Here is a 25,995-nt window from a genome sequence, read left to right on the forward strand (position 1 = left end):
GGGCCGGCAATGGCAAAGCTTGCTGGAACCGGAGCAAAACGCGGCTGGACGGGCACAGAGGAAACGGCGACGGACTGGCCGCGCGCCATTGCCTCCGCCCGGACCCTCGCCGACGCCCTGCCCGACCTCTTGGTCGAGGCCAATCAGGTCGCCAACACCATCAATGCCGGCTGGCATGGCCGCCGCCGTGCCGGCTCGGGCGAAAACTTCTGGCAGTTCCGCCCGTTCCTGGCCGGTGAGCCGATCAAGCGGATCGACTGGCGCCGCTCCGCCCGAGACGACCATCTTTATGTGCGCGAGCGCGAGTGGGAAGCCGCGCACACGGTCTGGCTCTGGGCGGACCTCTCGCCCTCCATGCTCTATCGCTCACCGCTTGCGCCGGTTCCCAAGCGCGACCGGGCGCTGGTGCTTCTGCTGGCGCTGGCCGATCTTCTTGGGGAAACCGGCGAGCGGGTCGGGCTTCCCGGCGTGCGCAAGCCGGTCGCCGACCGGCATGCGGCGGAAAAGATCGCCGCCTCGCTGACCCATGCCAATGTGCCCCTTGCCCTGCCGGACAGTCATGACATCCGCCGCTTCTGTGACGTGGTGCTGATCGGCGATCTGCTCGACCCGATCGAGGACACCCTTGCCTGGATGCGCAGTGTCGCCGCCACCGGCGCCCGCGCCCATCTGGTCATGGTGCTGGATCCGGCGGAGGAGACCTTTCCCTTCACCGGACGCACCGAGTTCCTTGACCCTGAAAGCGGCTTCCGGCTGACCAGCGGCAAGGCGGAGGAGTGGAAACGGGCCTATACCCTGCGGCTTGATGCGCACCGGGAGGCGATCCGCGACCAGGCGCGCAAGGCGGGCTGGACCTTCATCCTGCATCACACCGACCGTCCGGCGTCCGAGCCGCTTCTGGTGCTGCACAGCCGGCTCAGCGGCCGGATGGAGCGGGAAACCGGCGGAGCTGTCCGGTGAGCGGCCTCTTGCCCCTGGGCTTCACCGCCCCGTTCATGCTCGCCGCGCTGCTGGCGCTTCCGGTGATCTGGTGGCTGCTGCGGCTGATCCCGCCGCGCCCCAAGCAGGTCGCCTTTCCGCCGGTCCGGCTTCTGGCCGATATCGACCGGCATGAGGAGACCCCGGACAAGAGCCCCTGGTGGCTGACCCTGTTGCGGCTGCTCCTGGCGGCAAGCCTGATCGTGGCACTTGCCGGGCCGGTCTGGCGACCGGTCAGTGCACCGCCCGCCGGCGATGGTCCGCTCTGGGTCCTCTTCGACAATGGCTGGGCCTCGGCGCGAAGCTGGGACGTGCGCCGCGCCGCCGCCGAACGCCTGCTGCGGGATGCGGAGACCAATGGCCGGCCGGTGCTTCTTGCCGCCACCGCCGAAGGGGCCGACCAGCCCTTACAGCCTGACACCGCCTCGGTCGCGCTCGACCGCCTGCGCGCGCTGGAGCCACGCTCCTGGCCGACCGCGCGCGGTGCCCTCACCCTGTCCTTACGCAAGGCGGCGGCCGAGCTCCCGCCCGCCGCCGTCGTCTGGCTGTCGGACGGTATCGGCGGCGAGGGCAGCGCCCGGTTCGTCGCCGATCTTGGCGCCATTGCCGGCACGGCGGAACTGACCGTGCTGACCGGTCTCGCCCCGCCGGCGGCCCTTTTCGCCGCCCGCAACGATGTCGATGCCCTGACGGCGCAAGTCGCGAAGGCCGCCGGCGACAGCACTCCGATCACGGTCCGCGCCCTCGACAGCAAAGGGCTGGTGCTTGGCGAAACCACGCTGTCTGCCCCCGCCGCAAACGCCCCATCAGCAGAGCAGACCGTGCGCTTCGACCTGCCGGTCGAGCTGCGCAACGACGTCGCCCGGCTGGAAATCACCGGCGAGACCAGCGCCGCCGGGGTGCAGCTCCTCGATGACCGCTGGCAGCGGCGCACGGTCGGTCTCGTGTCCGGCACGGCGGCCGGCGCGGCGCAGCCCCTGCTCTCCCCGCTCTATTATCTCGACCGCGCGCTGCAGCCCTTTTCCGAAATCCGCCGCCCCCGCCAGACCGACCTGGCCGACGCCCTGCCCGAGCTGACCGACCAGGGCCTGTCGGTGTTGTTGCTCGCCGATGTGGGCCGCATCCCCGATCAGGCGCTGCCATCCGTCACCCGCTGGATCGAACAGGGCGGCATTCTGGTGCGCTTCGCCGGACCGCGTCTGGCCGGCGGCGCCGACCCGCTGGTGCCGGTGCGCCTGCGCGCCGGCGACCGCTCGCTCGGTGGCAGCCTGTCCTGGCAGGAGCCGCAGGCCCTCGCCCCCTTCCCCGAAGGTTCGCCCTTCTTCGCCATGCCGGTTCCCACCGATGTCAGCGTGGCCCGGCAGGTGCTGGCCGAACCGGGGCCGGATCTGGGCGAGCGCACCTGGGCGCTTCTGGCCGACGGCACCCCACTGGTGACCGCCGCACCGCTCGGGCGCGGCAGCATCGTCCTCTTCCATGTGACCGCCGACACCGCCTGGTCCAACCTGCCCCTGTCCGGCACCTTCGTGGAGATGCTGCGCCGGGTGGTGCGGCTGTCGGCGGCGGCCACCGCCACCGACACCGCAGCCAAGGGCACCGGAACGACCTCTGCCAATGGCGCCCGGGAGGGCGGATTGCTGCCGCCCTTGCGCGTTCTCGATGGCTTTGGCCGGTTCGGCGCGCCGGATGCGGCCGCCCTGCCGCTTGAACCGCGTGGCACCGTCACCGCCAGCCGGCGCCACCCGCCGGGCATCTACGGCGCCACAGACGCGTTCCGGGCGGTCAACCTGTTCAGCGACACCGCCGAGGTCCCGCCGCTCGATCTTGCCGCGCTCGGTACGCGCGCGCGGATCGAAAGCTATCCCACCAGCGGGCCGCGGGACCTGCGCGCGCCACTGTTCCTGCTGGCGCTGCTGCTGCTGTTTGCCGATGCCATCGCCATGATGGTCTTGCGCGGCGATACCGGTCAGGCCCGCCGGCGTCTCTCAAGCGGCCTTGGCCTTGTGCTCCTGCTGGGCCTGGCCCTTGCCCCGGCTATGCCGCGCCCGGCATTGGCGCAGGAGACATCCAGCGATCTCTTTGCCCTCGACGCCACCCTGGAAACGCGCCTTGCCTATGTGGTCACCGGCATCGCAAGCCGGGACGAGGCCAGCCGGCGCGGCCTCTTCGGCCTGACCCGCTATCTGGCGACCCGCACCGCGCTGGAGCCCGAACCGCCCATCGGCATCGACATCGCCCGCGACGAGCTGGCGTTCTTCCCGCTGCTTTACTGGCCGGTCTCGGCGGAGATGGCCCTTCCCTCCCCCGAGGCGATGGCCCGGATCGACACCTATATGCGCAACGGCGGCACGATCCTGTTCGACACCGCCGACCAGCTTTCCGCCGGCCTGACCGGCGGCGGAGCCTCACTGGCGGGGCTGCAACTGCGCGCGCTGCTCGACGGTCTCGACATTCCGCCGCTCGAACCTGTCCCGCCCGACCATGTGCTGACCAAGGCGTTCTACCTGCTCGACGCCTTCCCCGGACGCTATGCCGGCGGCCCGCTCTGGGTGGAGGCAATGGAAACATCCGCCGAGGGCCCCGCCGGCCGGCCGGTGCGTGGCGGTGATGGCGTCTCACCGGTGCTGATCACCGGCAATGATTTCGCCGCCGCCTGGGCAATCGACGAGGCCGGCAGCTATCTCTTTCCCACCGTGCCGCAGAACCCGCGCCAGCGGGAGTTTGCCTATCGCGCCGGGGTCAACATCATCATGTATGCCATGACCGGCAACTACAAGGCGGACCAGGTGCACATCCCGGCCCTGCTGGAACGGCTCGGCCAGTAGGAGGCATGCGGTGATCTGGTCTCTCTCCTTCGATCCGCTGGTTCCGCTCTGGCTCCTCGCCGGCGCCGGCGGCATTGCGCTGCTGCTGGCCATTGCCGCCCTCGTCTTGCGCCTGCCGGCCTGGCCGCTGCGCTGGCTGGCGATGGCCCTTCTTGTCCTCGCCCTCGCCGGCCCCGCCATTGAACGGGAAGACCGCGAGCTGTTGGAAAGCGTTGTCGCCATCGTCGTCGATGAAAGCCAGAGCCAGCGGCTCGCGGGCCGGGCCGACACCACGGTGGCGGCGCTGGCGGCGTTGGAACAGCGCTTCGAGGCCCTGCCCGGCTATGAACTGCGGGTGGTGCGCGCCGGACGCGGCACCGCCGCATCCACCGAAGGAACGGCGCTGTTTTCCACCCTGGCCTCCAGCCTTGCCGATGTGCCGCCAGAGCGGATCGGCGGCGCCGTTCTCCTGACCGACGGTCAGGTGCATGACATCCCCGGCAAGGCCTCGGACCTCGGCTTCACCGCGCCGGTGCATGCGCTGGTAACGGGCACGGCGGATGAGATCGACCGCCGGCTGGCCATCGCCCGGGCGCCCAGGTTCGGTCTGGTCAATTCGCAGCAGGTGGTCACGCTGCAACTGCAGGATCAGGGCCCCGCCGCCCCCTCCGGCCGGGTGCCGCTCACCGTACGCCGGGATGGAGAAATCGTCACCCGGCTGCAGATCACCCCGGGCGGCACCATCGACATTCCGGTCGAGATCGCCCATGGCGGCGACAACATCTTCGAGTTCTCCGCCGAGCCGCTGCCCGGCGAGTTGACCCGGCTGAACAATCAGGTGGTGGTCACCATCGAGGGGATCCGCGAGAACCTGCGCGTGCTGCTGGTGTCCGGCAGCCCCCACGCGGGCGAGCGCACCTGGCGCAACCTTCTGAAATCGGATGCCTCCGTCGATCTGGTGCATTTCACGATCCTGCGGCCACCGACCAAGCAGGACGGCACGCCGACCAACGAGCTGTCGCTGATCTCCTTCCCCACCCGGGAGCTGTTCTCGGTGAAGATCGACGAGTTCGACCTGATCATCTTCGACCGCTACGAACTGCGCAGCGTGCTGCCACTGCTCTATTTCGACAACATCACCCGCTTCGTGCGCGGCGGTGGCGCGGTGCTGGTCGCGGTCGGTCCCGACTATGCCTATGACAGGAGCATCTACCGCACGCCGCTGTCGCCGGTGCTGCCGGCCGTGCCCACCGGCGTCGTCCATGAGGAACCGTTCCGGGCGGCGATTTCCGAAACCGGCGCCCGCCACCCGGTGACCCGGGGCCTGCCCGGCGCCGCCGCCACCCCGCCGGCCTGGAGCCGCTGGTTCCGGCTGATCGACGCGGTGGTCACCACCGGCGGCGAAACCCTGATGACCGGCGGCGACGGGGACAAGCCGCTCCTGGTGCTCAGCCGCGAGGAGGAAGGCCGGGTGGCGGTGCTTCTGTCCGACCATGTCTGGCTCTGGGCGCGCGGCTATGAGGGCGGCGGGCCGCATGTGCCGCTGCTGCGGCGGCTGGCGCATTGGCTGATGAAGGAGCCCGACCTTGAAGAAGAGGCCCTGCGGCTGGAAGCGCGCGGGCCGGAGGTGATCGCCGAGCGCCAGACCATCGGCACCAGCGCGGAAGACTTCACCTTGACCCTGCCCGGCGGCGAAACCCGGCGGCTCACCCCGGTGGAGGTCTCCCCCGGGTTGTGGCGCGCGACCGCGCCGGCGCCCGATCTCGGCCTCTACACCGTGGATGACGGCACCCGCAAGGCCCTGGTGCATGTGGGACCGCCCAACCCGCGCGAGTTTGCCGATGTGCTGTCGACGACGGAAACGCTCGCCCCGCTGGCCGAGGCGACCGGCGGCGCCATCGCCCGGCTGCGCGGCGAAGGCGCATCGCCCACCGCCATCGACATGCCCCGCGTGGTGCCCCTGCGCCGGGCAAACGACTATTCCGGCGATGGCTGGATCGGCTTTCGCTCCACCGACGCCAGCATGCTGAAGGGAATCGACCGCTATCCGCTGTTCAGCGGCCTTCTCGGCCTCGCCCTGCTGCTCGGCGCGGCGGTGCTGACCTGGTACCGCGAAGGCCGTTAGGCGACACGCTCATGGAGAAGGACTGAGGTCTCAGCGCCCGCCGCGCACCATGCCGGAGGGCATGGCCGCGCCGCCGAGGCAGGCGACCAGCACCCGGCCCGGATCGACCGGCCCGGGGAAGATGACGGTGCCGAAGGGAACCGGAGCAAAGCCGAGCGGGCCATAATAGGGGCCATCGCCAACGAGCAGCACATGGGTCTCGCCCCTTGCTGCGGCCGCCTCCAGCGCATGCTTGACCAGAAGCCGTCCCAGACCCCGGTTCTTGAAGGCCGGCGCCACCGTCAACGGCCCAAGAAGCTGTGCCGGCGCCCCGCCGATGGTGATCGGCGTCAGCCACACCGAACCGGCGATCTCCTCACCGCTCATACCGACGAAACACAGCTCCGGATCCGGGGCGATGCCCTCACGCACGCGGAACGCGGTCCGCGCAAAGCGGCCCGGCCCGAAGGCCTCTTCCTGAAGGTGTTCGACAGTCGGCAGGTCCGCCGGGGTTTCAGTCCGGATAAGCCAGGAAACAGCAAGCATGGATTTGGTCTCGGGATCGGGGGAAGACATAGGCGTCCCCGCTGATCCCGTGCCACCGGTCATCGAGTTTGGACCAGTGGGAGATCAGGAGGCACGCAAGACGAGGCGCGAGGGGGATCCTCGTCGCTGTCCTCGTCGTCGCTGCTGTCCGATCCGCGTCGTCATGCCCGTTGCCGTCCAAAAACCGGTATCAGCCGATACCGGAAGATCTTCTCGGGGGCCGCTCAGGCATCCACCATCGGTCAATGCATCGGGCCCGTTTGCGACGCTGCCGATAGCATGGAGGGGAAAGAGCGTAAAGCGACTTGTTGCACCCCGCATCGTTCACCTGACGTAAACGCACCATTCAGACCGTTGACGCCAGAGCCGGGGAACGCCATCTGCCGTCCGAGCAAGCAAACAAGAGGATGCAAGGCGATGGGACGGCTGGTGAACGGGGTCTGGAGCACGGAATGGTATGACACGGCGTCGACCGGCGGACGGTTCGTGCGCCAAGATGCCAGCTTTCGCAACTGGATCACCGCCGACGGTGCGCCCGGACCTTCGGGAACCGGCGGGTTTCGCGCCGAGGCCGGGCGCTACCACCTGATCGTGGCGATGGCCTGCCCCTGGGCGCACCGGACGCTGATCGTTCGCGCGCTCAAAGGCTTGCAAGACATCGTCACCGTGTCGCGGGTGGAGCCCCTGATGCTGGACGATGGCTGGACCTTCGCCGACCCGGAGCCGGAAACCGGCGCCCTGACCGCCTGGCAGGTCTACGTCAAGGCCGATCCGCAGTTCACCGGCCGGGCGACCGTACCGATCCTGTGGGACCGGAAGCAGCGCACCATCGTGTCCAACGAATCGGCGGAGATCATCCGCATGTTCAACAGCGCCTTCAACGGGCTCGCCGGGGTCAACGCATCGCTCGACCTTTATCCTGAAGAGCTGCGCGGCGAGATCGACGCGCTCAACGCCCACATCTACGATCGCGTGAACAACGGGGTCTACAAGGCCGGCTTCGCCACCACCCAGGCAGCCTATGACGAGGCGGTCACCGCGCTCTTTTCCGCCCTGGACGATCTGGACCAGCGGCTCGCCACCCGCCGCTATCTGACCGGCACGCGGATCACCGAGGCCGACTGGCGCCTGTTCACCACCCTGTTGCGCTTCGACCCGGTCTATGTCGGCCATTTCAAGTGCAACATCCGCCGCATCGCCGACTATCCGAACCTCTCCGGCTATCTGCGCGAGCTGTACCAGATCCCCGGCATCGCCGAGACCTTCGACCTGGCCGCCACCAAGCTGCACTACTACGGCTCGCACGCGACCATCAATCCGACCGGCATCGTTCCGGCCGGACCGGAGATGGATCTTGCCGCACCGCATGGGCGGGACCGGCTGCTGGCAGCGGTCTGACGCCTACGCCCACGCTCACCACACCTCGGACACCGGCACCGTGCCGGCGAGTTCCGCCAGCCGGCGGCGGGTGGCCGGGGTCGTGCCGTCGGGCAGATCACAGAGCGGAAAGAACCCCGCCTCGCGGATTTCCGCATTGGGCGCCAGCGCCCCTTCCGGCACGGTGAAGCGCGACACCCGGTAAAGCGCCACATGGTCGCGCGGGTGGCCTTGCGCATTGTGATAGATCGCGAACAACACCGGCGCGGCCTCGCACAAAACGCCGGTTTCCTCCGCCAGCTCCCGGCAGGCGGCGGCCGCCAGCGTTTCGCCCGGATCGACCCCGCCGCCCGGCAGGTACCAGCCGGGAAGGTAGCTGTGCCGCACCAGAAGCACCGAACCGCTGCCGTCGCCATCGCCGCCGCCTGCATCGATGACGGCGACCCGGGCGCCAAGCGTCATCGCCCGGCGCCATCTGGCCCCGCTGAGAACAACCGAACGCACCAGCCGCGTAACCAGCGATGGAGACCTGCTCATCCTGTCCATTCCCCTGTTATCCCTGGCCTGCCCCGAAAGGGCGAGCCGAAAGAAGAGCTTACCTCCATCATGCGTGCCTTGCATGGGAGGCCTGCGGTCTTCGCGCTTGTTTACCGCTACGTCAATGCGCATCTTTCGGGTGCAGCCGACAAGGTGAGGACGCGCGATACGCGCGTATCCCAATTCGGTGTTGCGGCACCCAAAGGAGATAGAGATGCTGTCCGCGTTCTTCGCAAAGCGCAATCGCCGTCGCTTTCACTGGCGGCCGGCTGTCGATCTGACCAACCCCCGCATTGCGGCGGCTCTGACGACCTTCAGCAGCAACTGACGCTTCTGCCTGTGGATGAGGTCGCGCGAGCTGCGCGACCCGGTCCGGGGCAATTTGGCCGCCAGCCCCCAGTTTCCGCGCCTTTGCCGCGAAGGGGAGGCGAAACGGTCTGGCTCGAAAGCGCCCGAACGGCTCGTTCGCGGCGCTTTTTGCTTGACCGGCCGCCCCGTTCTTCCTGATGTGGGCCGATGTTTCTCCTTGCCCATCTTTCCGACCCGCATCTGGGTCCCCTGCCCGAAACCCGCCTTCGCGAACTCATGTCGAAGCGGGTGCTGGGCTATGTCAACTGGCACCGCAACCGCGCCCGCAGCATGACCGCCACCTGGCTTGACGGTCTCATCAAAGACATGCAGGCGCAGCCGCTCGATCACATCGCTCTGACCGGCGATCTGGTGAACATCGCCCTCGATCTGGAGATCTCGGCGGCGCGGCGCTGGCTGGAAACGCTGGCGCCGGCGAGCGAGATGTCGCTCGTGCCCGGCAATCACGATGCCTATGTTCCCGGCGCCCTGCGCCGGGCGGTTCACGCCTGGGCGCCCTACATGACCGGCGACCGCGAAACCGCCCCCGCTTTTCCCTATGTGCGCCGGCGCGGCCCGGTGGCGCTGGTTGGCGTCTCCAGCGCCCGTGCCAGCGGCCCCTGGCTGGCAACCGGCCGGGTCGGCGCCCGGCAGGCGCGGGACCTGCGTGACCTTCTGGAAACGTTGAAGGACGAAGGTCTGTTCCGCATCGTCATGCTGCATCATCCGCCGCAGCAACGCGCCACCGCCTGGAACAAGCGGCTGACCGATGCCTCGCGCATTCGCGCCGCCGTCAAACGCGCCGGCTGCGAGTTGATCCTGCACGGCCACACTCATCTGGCGACCCGCACCGCCATCGACGGACCGGACGGACCGGTGCCGGTGATCTGCGTGCCCTCGGCCTCCAACGCACCGGGGCACAAACGCCCGCCCGCGCGCTACAATCTGTTTCGGATTTCCGGAAAAGCGGGCGCCTGGCGCTGCGACATGGAAGAGCGCGGCTATGACACCAGAGAGGCGGAAATGCCCGCCGAGGTGCGCATGCTGGCCCGGCATCGGCTCGTCATTCCCTGACGGGTCCCGTTCTGGGGCGGCCAGCGTGCGGTCAGGCAGATCAGTTGATCGGATTGGCGAACCAGGCAAAGCCGATCAGGCCGATGACACCGACCATCAGACCGATGGCGAAGGCGGCAAACGGCCCCCACAGCCCATGCACATTTGGCACCGGCGGCGTGGTGCTAACGTTGGTGTTTACCGCCGGCTCGTTGCGCGCCGGCTCGCGCAGGCGCTTGGACAGCCAGTCGCCTTCCACCGCGCGCTCGCGCTCCAGCACCCGTTCGGCGATATATTCGGTGATGCAATCGGCCATGTCGTCGAGTTCGGGCGTTTCCAGAATGACGGTGCGGCCAAGCCGGGTGTCCTTCACGAATCGGTAAACCCGCTTGTCCCGTCCCATGGTGACATGGCTGGTGATGTCGATCCAAAGGCGCGGCAGGTTGCCCGGCACGATCTGGAAGGAAAACTGATCGTCATCCTCCGGCACTTCCTTGAAAACGTCCTGCAGTTCATCGGCCAGCATCTCCAACCGGGCGCGCTCCGATTCCTGCAATTCGACAACGACATCAGTGCGTTCGACTTCGGAGAACTTGACCTTGCGGATGGCATCCCGGAGACTGCGCACCTTGGCGTGGGGCACAACATTGTCGCGCGTTCTGGTCATGCGTTTTCCTGTCCTCAACCGGCAGTCTCGGCGGCCGGGGTGATTCCAGCCGGTAAATGAACCCTTAACGGAAGTGATTACCACAAAAGTCGGGACCACGGCAGCGGCCGGCCAAAGCCCCTCGCAGTCGTCCACGACCAAAGGTCAAATCATGGTTAACAAGGATTAAGACATTCCGATGGCAAGCCTCTCCAGTCTTGACCGGGTCGCACAGGCGGCCAGCACCGCCAACCTGCCGATTTCCATTCTTCAGATGCCGGAGTCGACCCGCACCGCCCAGGATGCGGCAAACGCCTGCGGCTGCACCGTCGCCGAAATCGTCAAGTCGCTGGTGTTCGTCGGCGCCGACAGCGACGCGGTGATCCTGCTTCTGGTTTCCGGCGACAACCGGGTCGATGAGACGGCGGTGGCCGGCCGTATCGGCGAGGCGCTCGCCCGTCCGAACGGCCGCGCCGTGCGCGAGCGCACTGGCTATGCCATCGGCGGCGTTCCCCCGCTCGGCCATGCGTCCGATGTCGCCATCTACATCGACGAGGATCTGTTGGGCTTCGACACGGTCTGGGCCGCCGCCGGCACGCCGAACAGCGTCTTTTCCGTGGCGCCGCAGGCCCTGAAGGAGGCAACCGGCGCCCGCGTTCTGAAGATGACCGGCGACGCCTGAGCGCCAGCGCCAGACCTACCCGCCGATCAGCGGCACATGCGGGGCGACATCGTTCGGCAACAGGCCGGAGAGGCGCGGATCGTCGGCGATCTCGATCGCCCGCTTGTAGGCGGTGAACCCGCTGGAGCGATAGAAGCCGACGGCCTTCTGGCTGTCGGCTGTGCAGGTGTGCACCCAGAACCGGCGGGTTTCGGGGCGGGACCACACCAGCTCCAGCGCCTGGTTCATCAGCCAGCGACCAGCGCCGCCCCCGAGCAGTTCCGGCACCAGCCCGAAATACGAAAGCTCCACGTCCGCCGGGTCGGCAAAATCGAGCTCCAGCAGACCGACCGGCTCACCCTCGCGGATCACCTGATAGATCTCGTTCCCGGGCTTGCGCAGGATTGCCGCCAGACCCTCGTCACTTGCCTCAAGCCGCCCGAACCAGAGCCACTCCGCGCCGATCCGGCGAAACAGAGCCCGATAGGCGTGCGGCGCGGGATCGGTGACCCGCTGCAGGCTCAGGTCCGGCCGCTCCACGGCGCGCGGCGCCGGCCGTTCATGCATTTCCAGATAGGTGACGATGCTGGCGATCTTGCCTGCGGGCAGGTCGGTGTAGCCGGAAAGACTGACGGACAGCGTGGACATGACAAGACCCTGAAAGGCTGGACTGAAGATCATGGGTGGGCCGCTTCAGGTACGCCGCCCCGCCGCGCCGATCAAGTCCCAGCCCCGCCCGACAGGTTAACGGGCTGTTAACCCACTTCCCGCCACACTGGCGGCAGCCTCTATCTTCGCGCAGGACCCAGACCGCCCGCCATGCCTCTCATCGGCAAATCCTTCGGCAAATCCCAGCAGTTCTCGTTCTATGAGCGGAACAAGGCTTGGCGTGCCAAGCAGCGGGAGCATTCGGAGAGATTCCTGAGCCAGCAGGCAGCCGCCGCCAATGTCTTCGGCGTCGGTCTCAACGCCACCCAGAGCGCGACCCAGCTCCTGTTCCAGCAGGTGGCGCAGCGGGTGCAGAACGAGGCCCAGGCCAAGATCGACGAAAAGAACGGCGCCATCGACAAGGCCATCGAGTCCCTCGACGTCACGGTCTGACGGCGACGCGCCATCCATACCTCGCACATCTCCTGGTCAGACCGAGCCCACCGTCTTCAGCCTTGCCCGCGCATGCACCTCGTTCTGGCTCATCACCGTGGTATGGGCGCGGAACCGCTCGACGATCGAGCGCACGAACGGCCGGGTCTGCGGCGAGGTCAGAAGCACCGGCACCTCGCCCGCCTGGGCCGCCTGCTCGAACGCCTCGCGCACCAGTCGGACGAATTCCTGCAGCTTTGACGGCGCCATGGCGAGCGAGCGCTCGTCTCCCTCGCCGACGATGGCCTCCAGGAACGCCTGCTCCCATTGCGGCGACAGGGCGATCAGCGGCAGGTAGCCGCCGGGCGCTTGGTTGGCGGCGCTGATCTGCCGGGCAAGGCGCGAGCGCACATGCTCGGCGATCGTCGCCGGATTGCGGGTGAAGCCGGTCGCCTCGGCGATGCCCTCCAGAATGGTGCCCAGATCGCGCACCGAAATCCGCTCGGCGAGCAGCGCCTGCAACACCCGCTGGATACCGGAGACGGTGATCTGCGAGGGAACGATATCCTCCACCAGCTTGGCCTGTTCGCCGGTGATTTCCTGCAGGAGCTTCTGCACATCGGCGTAGGTGAGCAACTCGGAGACATTGCCCCGGATCGTCTCGGTGAGATGGGTGGCCAGCACCGTCGCCGGATCCACCACCGTGTAGCCACGCAGCGCCGCGTCTTCGCGATACTGCGCCTCCACCCAGGTGGCCGGCAGCCCGAAGGTCGGCTCCATGGTCTGCTGCCCCGGCAGCTTCACCTGGCCACCCTGCGGGTCCATCACCATGAAATGGTTCGGGAAGAGCTGGCCCTGACCGGCGGCCACCTCCTTGACCTTAATGACATAATCATTGGCGCCGAGCTGAATGTTGTCGAGGATCCGCACCGGCGGCATCACCACGCCGAGATCGGCCGCGAGCTGCCGCCGCAGGGCCTTGATCTGCTGGGTGAGCTGGTCGCCGTCGCCGCCCTGTCCGTTGATCAGCGGCAACAGGGCATAGCCCAGCTCGATGCGCAATTCGTCCATCTTCAGCGCATCGGTGATCGGCGGTTCGGCCGGCGGCGGCGGGGCGCTTGCCTCCACCTCCGCCTGCGCCACCTCTGCGGCCGCCACCTGCTGCGACCGGCTGGAGCGGAAGGCCAGATACCCGGCCAGTCCGGCAAGAGCCAGGAACGGCGCCATCGGGATGCCCGGCAGCATCGCCAGCGTCACCATGACGAAGGAGGACATGCCAAGCGCCTTGGGATAGCCGGAAAGCTGCTGGGCCAACGCCTTGTCCGCCGAGCCGGAAACCCCGGCCTTGGAGACCAGCAGGCCGGCGGCGGTGGAGACGATCAGCGCCGGGATCTGCGAGACGAGACCGTCGCCGATGGTCAGCAGCGTGTAGGTCGTTGCCGCCTGCGAAAACGACAGGTCCATCTGGGCGATGCCGATGATGATCCCGCCGACGATGTTGATGAAGGTGATCAAGAGCCCGGCGATGGCGTCGCCGCGCACGAATTTCGAAGCACCGTCCATGGCGCCGAAGAAGCTGCTTTCGTCTTCCAGCTCGCGCCGCCGCTGACGCGCGGTCGCCTCATCGATCAGCCCGGCGCTGAGGTCGGCATCCACCGCCATCTGCTTGCCCGGCATGGCATCAAGGGTGAAGCGCGCGGCCACCTCAGCGATACGGCCCGAACCCTTGGTGATCACCACGAAATTGACGATCACCAGGATCGAGAAAACGATGATCCCGATGATGAAGTTGCCGCCCATGACGAAATGGCCAAAGGCCTGAATGACCTGGCCGGCCGCCCCGGTGCCCTCATGGCCATGGGCCAGGATCAGCCGGGTGGAGGCGAGGTTCAGCGCCAGCCGCAACATGGTGGCGATCAGCAGAACCGTGGGGAAGGACGAAAATTCCAGCGGCTTCTGGATGAACAGGCCGGTCATCAGGATCAACACGGAAAAGATGATCGAGATGGCCAGGAACAGGTCCAGCATCATCGCCGGCATCGGCAGGATGAGCACGACCAGAATGATCATCACCCCGAGCGCCAGGGCGATCTCGCCGCGCTTGATGGTGTCCCACATGCCGGCGATGCTCGGCAAACCGGCCGGAAGCCGGACGCCGCCGGACCGCTCCGGTGCCGCCGTCGCCGGCACGCCGCCTCCTGCCTCGCCTGGCGTCAGATCACTCATACCCGGTTCTCACTTGAACGTCCCCACCGGCCCGCTCACGCAATCGCGATGCGGGCTTCGCCGGGACCCGGCACCTCGACACCGTCTTCGGCGTAAAGGTTCAGCTTGTTGCGCAGGGTGCGGATCGAAATGCCGAGAATCTTCGCCGCGTGGGTGCGATTGCCGAGGCAATGGTCGAGCGTATCGAGGATCAGGTCGCGTTCCACATCGGCAACCGTGCGGCCGACCAGAACCCGGCTGACCGCTTCGGCCGTCGCCGCCGCACTGGCCGCCACCCGGGCATCGGCGGACGCCCCACCGGCGGCAATCGGGCTGCCATCGGGCATGCGGATCGCATCGGGGCCGATTTCCTCGCCGGTGGCAAGCAGAACCGCCCGGTGCATGGTGTTTTCCAGCTCACGCACATTGCCCGGCCAGGGATTGGCCACCAGCATCTGCCGCGCCTCCTCCGAGATCGGCCGCTTCGGCACCCCGTTTTCCCGGGCGTAGCGGTCGACGAAATGCTCGGCCAGTTCCACGATATCGCCGGGCCGCGCGCGCAGCGGCGGCAGTTTCAGATTGACCACGTTGAGCCGGTAGAGAAGATCCTCACGGAACGCGCCGTTGCGCACGCTCTCAGTCAGGTCCCGGTTCGAGGTGGCGATGATGCGGATGTTGACGGCGACCGGCTTGTTGCCGCCGACCCGGTCGATCACCCGCTCCTGGATCGCCCTGAGCAGCTTGGCTTGCAGCCGCACATCCATTTCCGAGATCTCGTCGAGCAGCAAGGTGCCGCCGTCCGCCTCCTCGAACTTGCCGATCCGCCGGGCGACCGCGCCGGTAAAGGCGCCCTTCTCATGGCCGAACAGCTCCGATTCCAGCAGATGCTCGGGGATCGCCGCGCAGTTGATGGAAATGAACGGCTTGTCGGCGCGGTTCGACAGATTGTGGACATGGCGGGAGATCACCTCCTTGCCGGAGCCGGATTCGCCGGTCACCAGAATGGAGGCATCGGAGGCGGCGACCTGTTCGGCCAGCTTCACCACTGCCGCCATCGCCCCATCGCGATAGATCAGGTTCGATTGATCGCGCGCCACCGCAGCCAAAACGGCCGCGATCAGCTCCGGATCCGGCGGCAGGGGGATGTATTCCTTGGCCCCGGCGCGGATGGCGTTGACGGCGGCACTGGCGTCCGTCTTGACCCCGCAGGCGACCACCGGCAGATGGATCCGCTCCCGCTGCAGCCGCTCCATCAGCTCGGCGATGTCGAGGCCCACGTCGGCCATCACAAGATCGGCGCCGCGCCCCGAACGCAGCACCTTCAGCATCCCGTCGATGGTATCGGCGTGAGTGACGGCCGCACCACGATCCATCGCCATCTTGGACGCGGTGATCAACTGTCCCTGGAGGCTGCCGACGATCAACAGTCGCATGGGTCTTCTCCTGTTCCGATCAGCGGTCGGACTTGATGATTTCCGTCATGGTGACGCCGAGCTTGTCTTCCACGAGCACGACCTCGCCGCGCGCCACCAGGCGGTCATTGACGTAGATGTCGATGGCCTCGCCGACCTTGCGGTCGAGCTTCAGAACCGTGCCCGGTGCCAGTTTCAAAAGGTCGGACACATGCATCCGCGAATGGCCGAGCACGGCCGCAATCTGCACCGGTACATCGAACACCGCTTCCAGATCGCCCGCGCCGCGTGCCAGCGTATGGTCACGCTCCGCATCCCGGCCCACATCCTGCGCTTCCATTTCGGTGAGCGGGATTCCGCTCTCGGCGTTGTCGCTGTCGCTCATTTGTCTTCCGCCTCCTCAGCGGCTCCATGGTCGACGGCCTGCGCCGGGCTCTTGCCGGCGCGTCGTCCCTCGAAATAGCGGCGCGCCGCCTGGTCGACCTGTTTCTCGATGGCGCGGCGGTCGCGCACGATCCCGCCATCCGCCCATTCGATGCGGCAATCCCCGGCCGCAAGCTCCGGTTCGCCGAGAAAGACGACCCGCCCCTCAAACCCCTTCTCGTTCACCAGCGGTTCGACCTCGGCCTTCAGTTGGGCAAGGTCTCCCTCGCGCACCCGGATCACCAGATGCGGCGCACGGCGCAGCGGACCGAGACACTCGGAAATCAGCGCGACGACCTCGCCGAGCGGCTCGCGGGCGATCAGATGACCGCAGATCCGCCGGGCGACGAGAAACGCCAGCGCCACCGCATCCTTTTCCTGGCGCGCCTGATCCCGGTCGAGCTGCGCCGAAAGCCCGCAGATTTCGTCCGCCAGATGCCGCGCCTCATCGGCAAGCCGGCCTTGCTCGGTCTGCTGCCGCGCCGCCAGCACCTCCGCCCGCCCCCGCTCATAGGCCGCCTGTTCGGCCGCCGCTAGCCGGGCCTCGTGCTCGGCAAGGGGGATCATCGGGATCTCCGGCGCCGCCTCGACCTCTTCCGGCTCGTCCGAGGGCAGTTCGATCGCCGCGAAGTTTCTGTCGAACAGGAACCGGTTGGCTTTCATCTGGGTACCCGAAAGTCGCGTCATCATGGACATGCACACCTAGTAGATGATCTCGTCGTCGCCCTTGCTCTTCGAGAGCATCAATTCGCCCTTGGCCGCCAGGTCCTTCGCCGTCGCGACCATGCCCGACTGGGCCTCGTCGACATCGCGCAACCGGATCGGCCCGAGCGCCTCCATGTCATCCTGCAGCATCTTGGCCGCACGCGAGGACATGTTGCTGAAGAAGAACTCCCGCACCGATTCCGACGCGCCCTTCAGCGCGATGGCAAGGCGGTCCTTCTCCACGCTGCGCAACAGGGTCTGGCAGCTGCCCGCGTCCAGCTTCATCAGATCGTCGAAGGTGAACATCAGCGTCTTGATGCGCTCGGCCGAATCCCGGTTCTCCTCCTCCAGCGCCGCCAGGAAGCGGGCCTCGGTCTGGCGGTCGAAATTGTTGAAGATCTCCGCCATCATTTCATGGCTGTCGCGGCGGCTGGTGTTAGTCAGGTTGGACATGAACTCGACCCGGAGGGTCTGCTCCACCTTCTCCAGCACCTCCTTCTGAATCGCCTCCATCTTCAGCATGCGCGAGATCACCTCCAGCGCCAGCTCCTCGGGCAGAATGCCGAGCACCTTGGCGGCGTGATCCGGGTCGATCTTCGACAGCACCACCGCAACCGTCTGCGGGTATTCGTTCTTCAGATAGTTGGCGAGAACGTTCTCCTGCACATTGGAGAGCTTCTCCCACATATTGCGCCCGGCCGGCCCACGGATCTCTTCCATGATGATGGAGACCCGGTCCTGCGGCAGGAAGCTCGACAGGAGCCGCTCGGTCACATCCACGTTGCCGTTCAGTGCCCCGTTGCTGGAGATCTTCTTGACGAAATCGACGAACAAATTCTCCAGCATCGTCGGCGTGACGGGTCCGAGACGCGACATGGCGGCGGACACCTCCCGCACCTCCATTTCGTCGAGCTGCTCCCAGATGCGCCGGCCATGCCGCTCTCCGAGCGCCAGCAACAGCACCGCGACCCGCTCCGGGCCGCGCAACTCGCGCTCCTTCTCCGATGCACTGATCGTCAGCTGGTTTCCTGCGGCCGGTTGTACCTCGGTGGTCATGATCAGGCGGCCTCGTTCATCCAGCTGCGAATGATGCTGACCGCCTCATGCGGATATTCCTCGATCAGATCGCCGACCTTGGCGATGGTCGCGACTTGTACCGCCCCTTGCGCCTGCGCCTCTTCCAGCCACGCGATACGCGGATCGCCGGCCTCGTCCGTCTCCACCGCCGGCGTCTCGCCCGTGGCGCCGGCGCCCCCGTCAGCGAGCAACGCCTGCTCGGCGGCGGCGCCCTCCGGCCCTGCCAAAGCGGGCACAGGCGCCTCCTCCGCCGTCAGGATCCGCTTGACCAGAGGCCGCACCGCGAACAGGGTCAAGAGGACGGCAATCAGGAACAGCACACCAAGCTCGACAAAGCGCATCAAATCGGACCGGGTGAATTCAAACAGGCCCGGCTCGACCTCGGCCAGCACGCTGTTCGGCGCCTGGGCAAAGCGCAGGTTCACCACCTCGACCGTATCGCCCCGCCCCTTGTCGAAGCCGACCGCCGAGCGCACCAAGAGCGCGATCCGCTCCAGCTCTTCCGCGCTGCGCGGTTCATAGACAAGATCGCCATTGGCATCGGGCACGTAGATCCCGTCCACCAGCACCGCCACCGACACCCGGCGCACGCCGCCGGCCTCGACGACCTCGGTCTTGGTCGACTTGGAAATCTCGAAATTGACGATTTCCTCGGCCTGATTGCTGATGTTGCGGTTGGCATCCTCGCCGGTCTGCTGACCGGTCTCCGGCAACTGGGTGCCGGCGGTCACGGCGCCGGCGCGGCCAATCGTAGAGCTGTTTTCCTCCCGCGTCTGGGTGGAGCGCACCACCTGCCCGTCCGGGTCGAAGGTTTCCTGGGTCTCGGTGATGCGGTTGTGATCGAGCTCCATCGCCACCCGCACCCGGGAGCGACCGACGCCAACCACGCTGTTGACGATCTCTTCCACCTGCGAACGCAGCCGCGCTTCCATCGACTGGGCCCGCTCCTGCAGGGAGGACGCGATGAAGCCCTCGCCCTCCTCGCCCGCGCCACTGGCCAAAAGCCGCCCCGTCTCATCGACGATCGACACGAAATTGGGCTGCAGCCCTTCGACCGCCGTGGCAACAATATGCTGGATCGCGCGGATCTGACCCGGATCGAGCGAGCCGCGCACGTTGAGAACGATGGAGGCGGTGGGCGGCTGGAAATCTCGCTGGAACAGCTTGCGCTCCGGAATCACCAGATGCACCCGCGCCGCCTTGATGCGGCCGATCGAACGAATGGTGCGGGCCAGCTCGCCCTCAAGCGCCCGGGTGTGGTTGATGTTTTGCACGAAGCTGGTGGTGCCGAGCGTATCGGCCTTGTCAAAAATCTCGTATCCGACCGACCCGCCGAGCGGCAGCCCCTGCTCTGCAAGCCGCATGCGCGTGCGGAAAACCTCTTCTTCCGGCACCAGGATGGTGGAGCCGTCATTACGCAATTCATGCAATACCGCCAGGCTCTCCAACTGGGAGACGATGGCTGAGGAGTCCTCGAAGGTCAGGTCAGTGTAGAGCGGGGTCATCTGCGGTGTGCTGATGCGCAGCATGATGAATGCGAAAACACCGACGAGGATGGCCGCAACGGCCCCCATTGCCGCCAGCCGGGTGGGCCCAAGTGTTTTTACCAGTTCACCAAATCCGTTCACGAGATGACCCGTTCGATGCGTGCGGGGAAAGGGCTTGCGACCCATGCCATCCAGGGGAACGGGGTAATGAGGGGATGATGATTTGCCCCCTGGATGGCTGGTAGGCAATTTTTGCCCGCCAGATGGTAAACAAGATGTTAACGAATGTTAGCAATTGGTAAAAACGCCGAATTTTCCGCGGGTTTCCCCTCGCGGATTGCGATTTTTACCCGGTAAAATTGACCGGGGGCAGATCGGGATCGGGCGCGACCTGCAATTTCCGCCAGGCCGGATCAGCCGACGCAGCCGCGAAGCATTGTCGATTTTTGCAAGGCGCACTGGCTTGCACCGCAGCACGACGGTTCAGCCCCCCACCCCCGGGCCGCGGAAACGCAAAATGGCCGGCGCAACGGCCGGCCATCAGGCAGGGAATTTGGCGGGATTGGATGGCGGGAACGAGGCGAAAGATCCGATCGCCCGCCGTCCCGTCAGTTCCGGTATTGCTGCACGCGCGTCGCCCGCAATCCGGCAAGTCCATGCCGGTCGATCGAGCTTTGCCAGGAGAGGAATTCCTCCACCGTCAGCGTATATCGCTTACAGGCTTCATCGAGAGACAAGAGTCCCCCGCGTACTGCCGCGACGACTTCCGCCTTTCGGCGAATAACCCACCGCCGCGTAGAAACGGGCGGTAGATCGGCAATCGTTAACGGCGACCCATCAGGGCCGATAACATATTTGACTCGCGCACTTGCTCGGTCGGTCATTGTACACTCACACTCAACATGACCACGTTGAGCAGACAATACGTGAGCGGTTTTAAAATTTGCCTAAACCACAATCAACAATTCGGTAAGAATTGGAACGAGTCAAACCGGCCCGTTCTCCCATGTTTCGCACGGGAATCCTGACCTTCGCGGCGCACTCTCAAGAATCGCAATTTGAGAAAAAAACAGAGTGAAACAAAAAACGACGCCGCGTTCGCGGGCGCGGCGCCATATCGCGTGACTCGGGACGATCCTGCAAGAAGACTCAGTTGCTGTTTACAGAAATGACCGCACTGGCCGGAATCTTCGCGCCGCCAACGGTCAACAGCGCCCCCGATCCGGTGAACTCCACCCCCTCGACGACGCCCTTCACCTCGGTCTGCACGCGTCTCACCGGTTGGCCCTTGTCATCGACCTGCACCAACGAGATCGAGTACTGGCCGTCGGGCGCGGTTGACCCCGCCGAGGTGCGCCCATCCCAAGTGTAGCTGTTCTTGCCTTGCGACAGCGTTTCCTTGCCCTGGTAGACCACCGCGCCCATGCTGTTGCGGATCTCCACCAGCGCCTCGCCGCCTTCCTCCGCATTGTAGGTCCAGTTGGCCTCGCCGGACTGAAGCTGCGTCGTCGCTCCGGAGGCGACAACGCTGGTCCCCAGATAGCTGACATAGCTGGAGGCGGTCGAGGCCGCCATGATCTGCAGCATCCCGCCAAGCTGGTCGTTCGTCTTGATCTGCTGCTCGACGGAGGAATACTGAACGAGCTGCTCGGTGTATTTCGACGAATCCATCGGGTTGAGCGGATCCTGGTTCTGGATCTGCGTGGTCAGGATCGACAGAAACAGCTCGTAGTTGTTGTCGAGCGCGGTCTTTGCCGTGGAACTGTTCGCCGAGGCGCCACTGGCCGAAACGCCGCCTGTTGTCGCCGCTGCTGCTGTCGTCATTACCGTTACTCCCTACGCCCGAGACAGGTCCGCGTCCCGCCTGGACAAGCGCGACCGTGCCCGGTCAAATCTGAATATCGAGAGCGCCGCTGGCCCCATCGACGTGAACCCTTGCCGGAAGCACCGAGGCATCCTCAAACTCCCCGGCGGCGGCCGCGTCACGTTCCGCTCCGCCGGTTTCCGCCATCTGCTCCGCCGCTCCATCGCGGCCGAACCCGGCAAAACCGCCCTGATCCTTCAGCGAGAACTGCAAGGAGCCGCCGTCCAGCTTCAGCCCGGCCGCATCCAGTGCCCGCTCAAGGCCGCGTTGATCGCGCAGGAACATGTCCAGCGTTTCACTGCGCTCCACCGCAAGATGCGCCCGCACCGTTCCGTCGGCACCGATCTTCATATCCACGTCGATCCGCCCCAGTTCCGCCGGATCGAGCCGGATCTGGAAGCGGTTCACGCCCTTGCTCGCCTGCCGGGCAACCTCGGAGGCAACCTGCACACTGGCCGCCGCCGCATGTTGCGGCAAGGGCTGCGGCGCCGTTCCGCGCGCCATCGCCTGGGAGGCCGAGCTTCCCGGCATCGGCTCGGCACGCCCGAATTCCAATGCCCCATCCGTATCCGTTTCGGATGGGGCGCCGGCCTGCTCACGCACGGCGGCCGCGAAGGCCAGCGCCGCCGCACTCACGCCCTGACGCGCCGTTGCCGGCGATGTCGTCTGATCGCTCCGCCCGGGAGCTATGCCGTTGCCATGAGCCGCCCGCTTGGGCTCCGTGGCCCTGTCCCCGTCATCGCCGGCCAGCGGCTCCCCGGAAACGTGCCCCGCGCGACCGGACAACGGTGCGTCCTCCTGCACATCGGTCGGCGCGGCAGGGGCTGCGGCGTGGGCCGCGCCCTCAGCGGATCTGCGGCCCGTCGCTGCTTGCCCTGGAACCATGGCGGCCGCGCGCGCCGAGGCTTGCGCCTTTTCGGTCGCACCAGTGGCATCGGCGGACGCCGTCGCGGATGCTTTCGCGCCCCCATTCCCGGTGACGGCGATCGTCGCGCGAACATCCACCTCGGCGGTCTCAACGCCGCGCAGGGCAGCGGCCGGGGCCTGGCCAGCGGCGGAGCGCGGCGCCGCGGATTGCCCCGCCCCGCCTTTCGCGCCTGCGTCCACCTGCGGGCTGTTCTTGTCGACCTCTCCCCCGCCACCGGCTGCCTGCGCCTGTCTTGCTACCGCCTTTTCCGGATTGGCGTCAGCGCCAGCGCCAGCGGCACCTGAAGTTGTCGCGCGCGCGCCATCGGGGTTTTCGCTCAAGCTGGCGCCCGGTGCGGCAGGCGCTGCTTCCCCAGCCTTCAAAGGCGACGCCGTGCCAGCCGGCAGACCCTGCCCTTGGGCCTCGGCCTTGACCTGCTGAACCGCCCCTTCGGAGGAGTTCGCGCCAGCGACCGCCGGACGGCTCTCCCCTGTGGGGATGCCGTCCTTCAATGCGGGAAACATCACAGGCTTCGTTTGGCGAGAGGCTTGGGTTGCGGTTTGGGCCTGTGTCTGAACTTCGGGCTCACCCTCGACCGGCGCGGCACCGGCCGGCAGCCGACGCTCACCGCCCGCCTCGGTTCGGCCTGCAGCCTGTGCGGCAGCCGCTCGGAAGGCCTCGTCGCCATCGGCCAGCGGGCGTCCACCGCCCGCACCGCCAGCAGCAACTCCCCCGCTCCCGGCGACAGCGGCCTTGCCCTGCGCCATGCCCTCATGCGGCTGCGTGGATCCGAGCGCCGGTTCGGCGGTCGCGGCCTTCCCCGCGCCCAGACCATGGACGACGGAGCCACCGGCCCGAACATCCGCATGCGCGGGCACCACGCCCTTGCCAGCCGATCCCGGCGCCGGTTTGCCCTCCGGCCGTCCTGTGTCCGTTGCAAGCAGGGGGCCCGCGAGCCCGGCCGCCGCTGCCTGTGCCTCGGCCTCGGCCTCGGCCTCGCCCGCGCCGTCCGACGGATCGGCAGGCAGGACCATGCCCTCGCCCGCACCCGCGCCATCGCCTTGAACCTTGGCCGCGGGTCGGCCCGCCATCACCTGTCCGGCAAACAGCCCTGGAACCTCTGCGGCTCCAGCAGTGGCCTCCGCCTGCGGGATCGCCGTGCTGCCCAGAAGCTGCGCTGAAGCGGGGGCGGACATCGTCTTCGCCGCTTGTGCGCCACCTGCCGGCACAAGACCGACGAGCCCGCTCACGTCACCGCTGCCCGCCGACTGCTCGCCGGTTTGGGGCAAATGCGCCGCGAAGCCACCCGCCGATCCAACCGCCGCCCCAGACGCGGCCACGGCTGTCGTGCTCGCCGCCGGGGCGGGCGATACCGTGGCCTGCAAGACATTGGCGATGATCACGCTGCGCTCCGCTTTCTCGACATCCGGGTCTGCCCCATGCACACACCATCTCGAAAAATCGAGAGCAAATGGCGGGCCAACCGACGAAAAGCCTGCGTTCCCGCCGTTTTTTTGCCGTTCCACCCTTGCCTTGCACCGTCCCAAGCCTCACATACCCGGCAAGAACTGCCGGGCAAGGGAAAGCTTTGCCGGAGAGGGGCGGGAGCGCCAGATGCCATGGCGCAGCGCTGCCGCTTGGCCTTCACCCACCGCATTTGCTATAGGTGATCGTCAACGGGGGAGAATTTCGTTCCGGGATCCGGTCCCGGCCACGGCGCGCGAGGCGGCACACCTTGCCCGTGGAACCAAATCAAGTGGAACGAAGCAAACACGTGTCCCGCGCCGCAGCGGCGGGCAGGACACCGCAAGGGTCAAGGGTATGCTCAACAGTCTCGATCTCCCCAAGCGCCCGGAGGACACCAGGGTCGTGGTGGCCATGTCGGGCGGGGTCGATTCCTCCGTCGTCGCCGGGCTGATGAAGCGCGAGGGCTATGACGTCATCGGCGTCACGCTTCAGCTTTACGATCACGGCGAGGCGGTACACCGCGCCGGCGCCTGCTGCGCCGGACAGGACATTCAGGATGCGCGCCGGGTCGCCGAACGCCTTGGCATCCCCCATTACGTGCTCGACTATGAGGATCGCTTCCGCGAAGCAGTGATCGAGCGCTTCGCCGAAAGCTACATCGCCGGCGAGACGCCGATCCCTTGCGTCGCCTGCAACCAGACGGTCAAATTCTCCGATCTGCTGGAGACCGCGCGCACCCTTGGCGCCGATGTGCTGGCGACCGGACATTATGTCCGCAGCCAGACCGAGGGCAATCACCGCGCGCTCTACCGTCCGGTCGACCTTGACCGCGACCAGAGCTACTTCCTGTTCGCCACCACCCCCGATCAGCTCGATTTCCTGCGCTTTCCCCTCGGCGGCATGACCAAGGCCGAGACCCGCGAGCTTGCCCGCGAATTCGGTCTCGCCATCGCCGACAAGCAGGACAGCCAGGACATTTGCTTCGTGCCCCAGGGCAAATACGCCGATTTGATCGAGCGGCTGAAGCCGAATGCGGCCGAACCGGGCGAAATCGTCCATCTCGACGGCCGGGTGCTGGGGCAGCATCAGGGCATCATCCACTACACCATCGGCCAGCGCCGGGGCATCGGCATCGCAACCGGAGAGCCGCTTTATGTGGTCCGCCTCGATGCGGAGAACCGGCGGGTGATCGTCGGCCCGCGCGAGGCGCTCGGCACCCGCGAGATCATCCTGCGCGATGTCAACTGGATCGGCCCCGGCACGCTGGACGAGGTGCCCGAGACCGGCCTTGAGATTCATGCCAAGGTGCGCTCCACCCGTCCGCCCAAGCCGGCGATCCTGCGCATGCGCGATGGCGCCGCCGTGGTCGATCTGGTCGATGGCGAAACCGGCGTCGCACCGGGACAGGCCTGCGTCTTCTTCGACAGCGACGGCGACGCGGCGCGAGTGCTTGGCGGTGGGTGGATCGACCGCACCACCGCGGCCGCACCGCAGACTGAAACCGAAACCCAACAGCAGGAAAAGGCAGTAGCACCAATCTGATGACCGTAGATCTGATCCCCGCCGGGTGGCTGCGCCGCACCGCCACCCGTATCCAGCGCAAGCTGCGCGCCCTCTTCACGCCGGATACCGCGACCGGCAGTTCGGTGGAGAGCGCCTATGCCCGCTGGGCGCCGATCTACGACTGGGTGTTCACCGCCCCCCTGGTCTATGGCCAACGCGCGGCGGCGCGCGAGGCCAACAAGCTGGATGGCACTCTGCTGGAAGTGGGAGTCGGCACCGGCCTTTCCCTGCCGCTTTACAGCCGCAAGCTGACGGTGAGCGGCATCGACCTGTCCGAGCCGATGCTGGAGCGCGCCCGGCAACGGGTCGCCCGCGAGCATCTTGGCAATGTCGCCGAGCTTCAGGCCATGGACGCCTCCGACCTGACCTATGGTGAGGCGAGCTTCGACCTGGCCACGGTGATGTATGTGATGACCGTCGTTCCGGATCCGGCCAAGGTGCTGGCGGAGCTGGAACGGGTGGTGCGGCCGGGCGGCACGGTGATCATCGTCAATCATTTCGCCAGCGAGCGCGGCGTTCTGGCCCTCGCCGAGCGCCTGCTCGCGCGCTTTTCCCAGACCCTTGGCTGGGATCCGCTGTTCCGCCGCGAGCGCATATTGGCGCACACCTCCATGACGCTGGAGCATGAGGAGCGGCTCGGCCCGCTCGGACTGTTCACCATGATGGTGTTCCGTCGCCCCTGAGCGGGAAACGAACAGGCTCCTGAATGAACGACACCCGGCGCGAGGGGCCTCGCGCCGGGTGTTTTTTG

The 25,995-nt window shown here is 66.9% G+C and carries 23 protein-coding genes; 10 read left to right on the forward strand and 13 right to left on the reverse strand.

The window, feature by feature from the left end; translation table 11 throughout:
- Positions 1 to 9: 9 nt before the first annotated feature.
- The 3 genes from IEV83_RS06685 to IEV83_RS06695 are packed head-to-tail and all read left to right on the forward strand — an operon-like array spanning position 10 to position 5,907.
- The gene (locus IEV83_RS06685; protein WP_181759435.1) at positions 10 to 960 is read left to right on the forward strand and encodes a DUF58 domain-containing protein; all 951 of its coding nucleotides are present in this window, start codon (positions 10 to 12) and stop codon (positions 958 to 960) included.
- On the forward strand, positions 957 to 3,803 hold the full coding sequence (locus tag IEV83_RS06690; RefSeq protein ID WP_181759436.1) for a DUF4159 domain-containing protein: 2,847 nt from the start codon (positions 957 to 959) through the stop codon (positions 3,801 to 3,803). Before IEV83_RS06685 ends, IEV83_RS06690 begins: the two co-directional genes overlap by 4 nt.
- A 10-nt stretch (positions 3,804 to 3,813) precedes the next feature.
- Positions 3,814 to 5,907 carry a hypothetical protein gene (locus tag IEV83_RS06695; RefSeq protein ID WP_181759437.1) on the forward strand — a complete coding sequence of 698 codons (2,094 nt, stop codon included), beginning with the start codon at positions 3,814 to 3,816 and terminating at the stop codon, positions 5,905 to 5,907.
- Between the two features lie 30 nt (positions 5,908 to 5,937).
- On the opposite strand, the gene IEV83_RS06700 is transcribed toward IEV83_RS06695, so the two are convergent.
- On the reverse strand, positions 5,938 to 6,432 hold the full coding sequence (locus IEV83_RS06700; RefSeq protein WP_181759438.1) for a GNAT family N-acetyltransferase: 495 nt from the start codon (positions 6,430 to 6,432) through the stop codon (positions 5,938 to 5,940).
- 417 nt (positions 6,433 to 6,849) lie between these two features.
- Between IEV83_RS06700 and IEV83_RS06705 the strand changes: the two genes are divergently transcribed.
- A complete protein-coding gene (locus IEV83_RS06705) occupies positions 6,850 to 7,830 on the forward strand; it encodes a glutathione S-transferase family protein (protein ID WP_181759439.1) in 981 nt (326 codons plus the stop codon).
- A 15-nt stretch (positions 7,831 to 7,845) separates the two neighbouring features.
- Here the strand turns inward: IEV83_RS06705 and IEV83_RS06710 are convergent, their stop codons facing one another.
- On the reverse strand, positions 7,846 to 8,346 hold the full coding sequence (locus IEV83_RS06710) for an NUDIX domain-containing protein (RefSeq protein ID WP_181759440.1): 501 nt from the start codon (positions 8,344 to 8,346) through the stop codon (positions 7,846 to 7,848).
- 516 nt (positions 8,347 to 8,862) lie between these two features.
- Here IEV83_RS06710 and IEV83_RS06715 point away from each other — a divergent pair.
- Positions 8,863 to 9,768: a metallophosphoesterase family protein gene (locus IEV83_RS06715; RefSeq protein ID WP_181759441.1), complete on the forward strand. Its 906-nt coding sequence runs from the start codon at positions 8,863 to 8,865 to the stop codon at positions 9,766 to 9,768.
- Positions 9,769 to 9,808: 40 nt separating this feature from the next.
- Here the strand turns inward: IEV83_RS06715 and IEV83_RS06720 are convergent, their stop codons facing one another.
- On the reverse strand, positions 9,809 to 10,414 hold the full coding sequence (locus IEV83_RS06720) for a hypothetical protein (RefSeq protein WP_181759442.1): 606 nt from the start codon (positions 10,412 to 10,414) through the stop codon (positions 9,809 to 9,811).
- A 178-nt stretch (positions 10,415 to 10,592) separates the two neighbouring features.
- Here IEV83_RS06720 and IEV83_RS06725 point away from each other — a divergent pair, with 178 nt between their 5' ends.
- Positions 10,593 to 11,075 (forward strand): YbaK/EbsC family protein, encoded by a 483-nt coding sequence (locus tag IEV83_RS06725; protein WP_181759443.1) that lies wholly within the window; start codon positions 10,593 to 10,595, stop codon positions 11,073 to 11,075.
- 15 nt (positions 11,076 to 11,090) lie between these two features.
- Here IEV83_RS06725 and IEV83_RS06730 read toward each other — a convergent pair whose 3' ends face one another.
- Complete coding sequence (locus tag IEV83_RS06730) at positions 11,091 to 11,735, reverse strand: GNAT family N-acetyltransferase (protein WP_244628076.1); 645 nt, start codon at positions 11,733 to 11,735, stop codon at positions 11,091 to 11,093.
- 138 nt (positions 11,736 to 11,873) lie between these two features.
- On the opposite strand from IEV83_RS06730, the gene IEV83_RS06735 reads away from it, so the two are divergent.
- Positions 11,874 to 12,155: a hypothetical protein gene (locus tag IEV83_RS06735; RefSeq protein ID WP_181759444.1), complete on the forward strand. Its 282-nt coding sequence runs from the start codon at positions 11,874 to 11,876 to the stop codon at positions 12,153 to 12,155.
- Positions 12,156 to 12,191: 36 nt separating this feature from the next.
- On the opposite strand, the gene flhA is transcribed toward IEV83_RS06735, so the two are convergent.
- From flhA to IEV83_RS06780, 9 genes are all read right to left on the reverse strand, one after another.
- Positions 12,192 to 14,360, reverse strand: a complete 2,169-nt coding sequence (flhA, locus tag IEV83_RS06740; RefSeq protein WP_181759445.1) for a flagellar biosynthesis protein FlhA — start codon at positions 14,358 to 14,360, stop codon at positions 12,192 to 12,194.
- Between the two features lie 35 nt (positions 14,361 to 14,395).
- Positions 14,396 to 15,772, reverse strand: coding sequence for a sigma-54-dependent transcriptional regulator FlbD (gene flbD / locus IEV83_RS06745; RefSeq protein WP_181759446.1), 1,377 nt, complete (start codon positions 15,770 to 15,772; stop codon positions 14,396 to 14,398).
- Between the two features lie 19 nt (positions 15,773 to 15,791).
- Entirely contained in the window at positions 15,792 to 16,136 is a 345-nt protein-coding gene (gene fliN, locus IEV83_RS06750; RefSeq protein WP_181759447.1) for a flagellar motor switch protein FliN, read from the reverse strand.
- Positions 16,133 to 16,864, reverse strand: a complete 732-nt coding sequence (locus IEV83_RS06755; RefSeq protein WP_209003007.1) for a FliH/SctL family protein — start codon at positions 16,862 to 16,864, stop codon at positions 16,133 to 16,135. The genes fliN and IEV83_RS06755 overlap by 4 nt, the downstream gene beginning before the upstream one ends.
- A gap of 12 nt (positions 16,865 to 16,876) precedes the next feature.
- Positions 16,877 to 17,935, reverse strand: coding sequence for a flagellar motor switch protein FliG (gene fliG, locus IEV83_RS06760; protein ID WP_181759449.1), 1,059 nt, complete (start codon positions 17,933 to 17,935; stop codon positions 16,877 to 16,879).
- 2 nt (positions 17,936 to 17,937) lie between these two features.
- On the reverse strand, positions 17,938 to 19,584 hold the full coding sequence (gene fliF / locus IEV83_RS06765; protein WP_181759450.1) for a flagellar basal-body MS-ring/collar protein FliF: 1,647 nt from the start codon (positions 19,582 to 19,584) through the stop codon (positions 17,938 to 17,940).
- 467 nt (positions 19,585 to 20,051) lie between these two features.
- The gene (gene sciP, locus IEV83_RS06770; protein ID WP_181759451.1) at positions 20,052 to 20,327 is read right to left on the reverse strand and encodes a CtrA inhibitor SciP; all 276 of its coding nucleotides are present in this window, start codon (positions 20,325 to 20,327) and stop codon (positions 20,052 to 20,054) included.
- Between the two features lie 265 nt (positions 20,328 to 20,592).
- Positions 20,593 to 21,267, reverse strand: coding sequence for a flagellar hook assembly protein FlgD (locus IEV83_RS06775; RefSeq protein WP_181759452.1), 675 nt, complete (start codon positions 21,265 to 21,267; stop codon positions 20,593 to 20,595).
- Positions 21,268 to 21,331: 64 nt separating this feature from the next.
- Complete coding sequence (locus tag IEV83_RS06780; protein ID WP_181759453.1) at positions 21,332 to 22,738, reverse strand: flagellar hook-length control protein FliK; 1,407 nt, start codon at positions 22,736 to 22,738, stop codon at positions 21,332 to 21,334.
- A gap of 24 nt (positions 22,739 to 22,762) precedes the next feature.
- On the opposite strand from IEV83_RS06780, the gene IEV83_RS06785 reads away from it, so the two are divergent.
- From IEV83_RS06785 to IEV83_RS06795, 3 genes are all read left to right on the forward strand, one after another.
- Positions 22,763 to 23,395 carry a hypothetical protein gene (locus IEV83_RS06785; protein ID WP_181759454.1) on the forward strand — a complete coding sequence of 211 codons (633 nt, stop codon included), beginning with the start codon at positions 22,763 to 22,765 and terminating at the stop codon, positions 23,393 to 23,395.
- 640 nt (positions 23,396 to 24,035) lie between these two features.
- A complete protein-coding gene (mnmA, locus tag IEV83_RS06790) occupies positions 24,036 to 25,223 on the forward strand; it encodes a tRNA 2-thiouridine(34) synthase MnmA (RefSeq protein WP_181759455.1) in 1,188 nt (395 codons plus the stop codon).
- A complete protein-coding gene (locus tag IEV83_RS06795; RefSeq protein WP_181759456.1) occupies positions 25,223 to 25,927 on the forward strand; it encodes a class I SAM-dependent methyltransferase in 705 nt (234 codons plus the stop codon). The genes mnmA and IEV83_RS06795 overlap by 1 nt, the downstream gene beginning before the upstream one ends.
- The last annotated feature ends 68 nt before the right edge of the window (positions 25,928 to 25,995 follow it).

Source organism: Stappia taiwanensis, from assembly GCF_014635285.1.
Lineage (GTDB): Bacteria > Pseudomonadota > Alphaproteobacteria > Rhizobiales > Stappiaceae > Stappia > Stappia taiwanensis.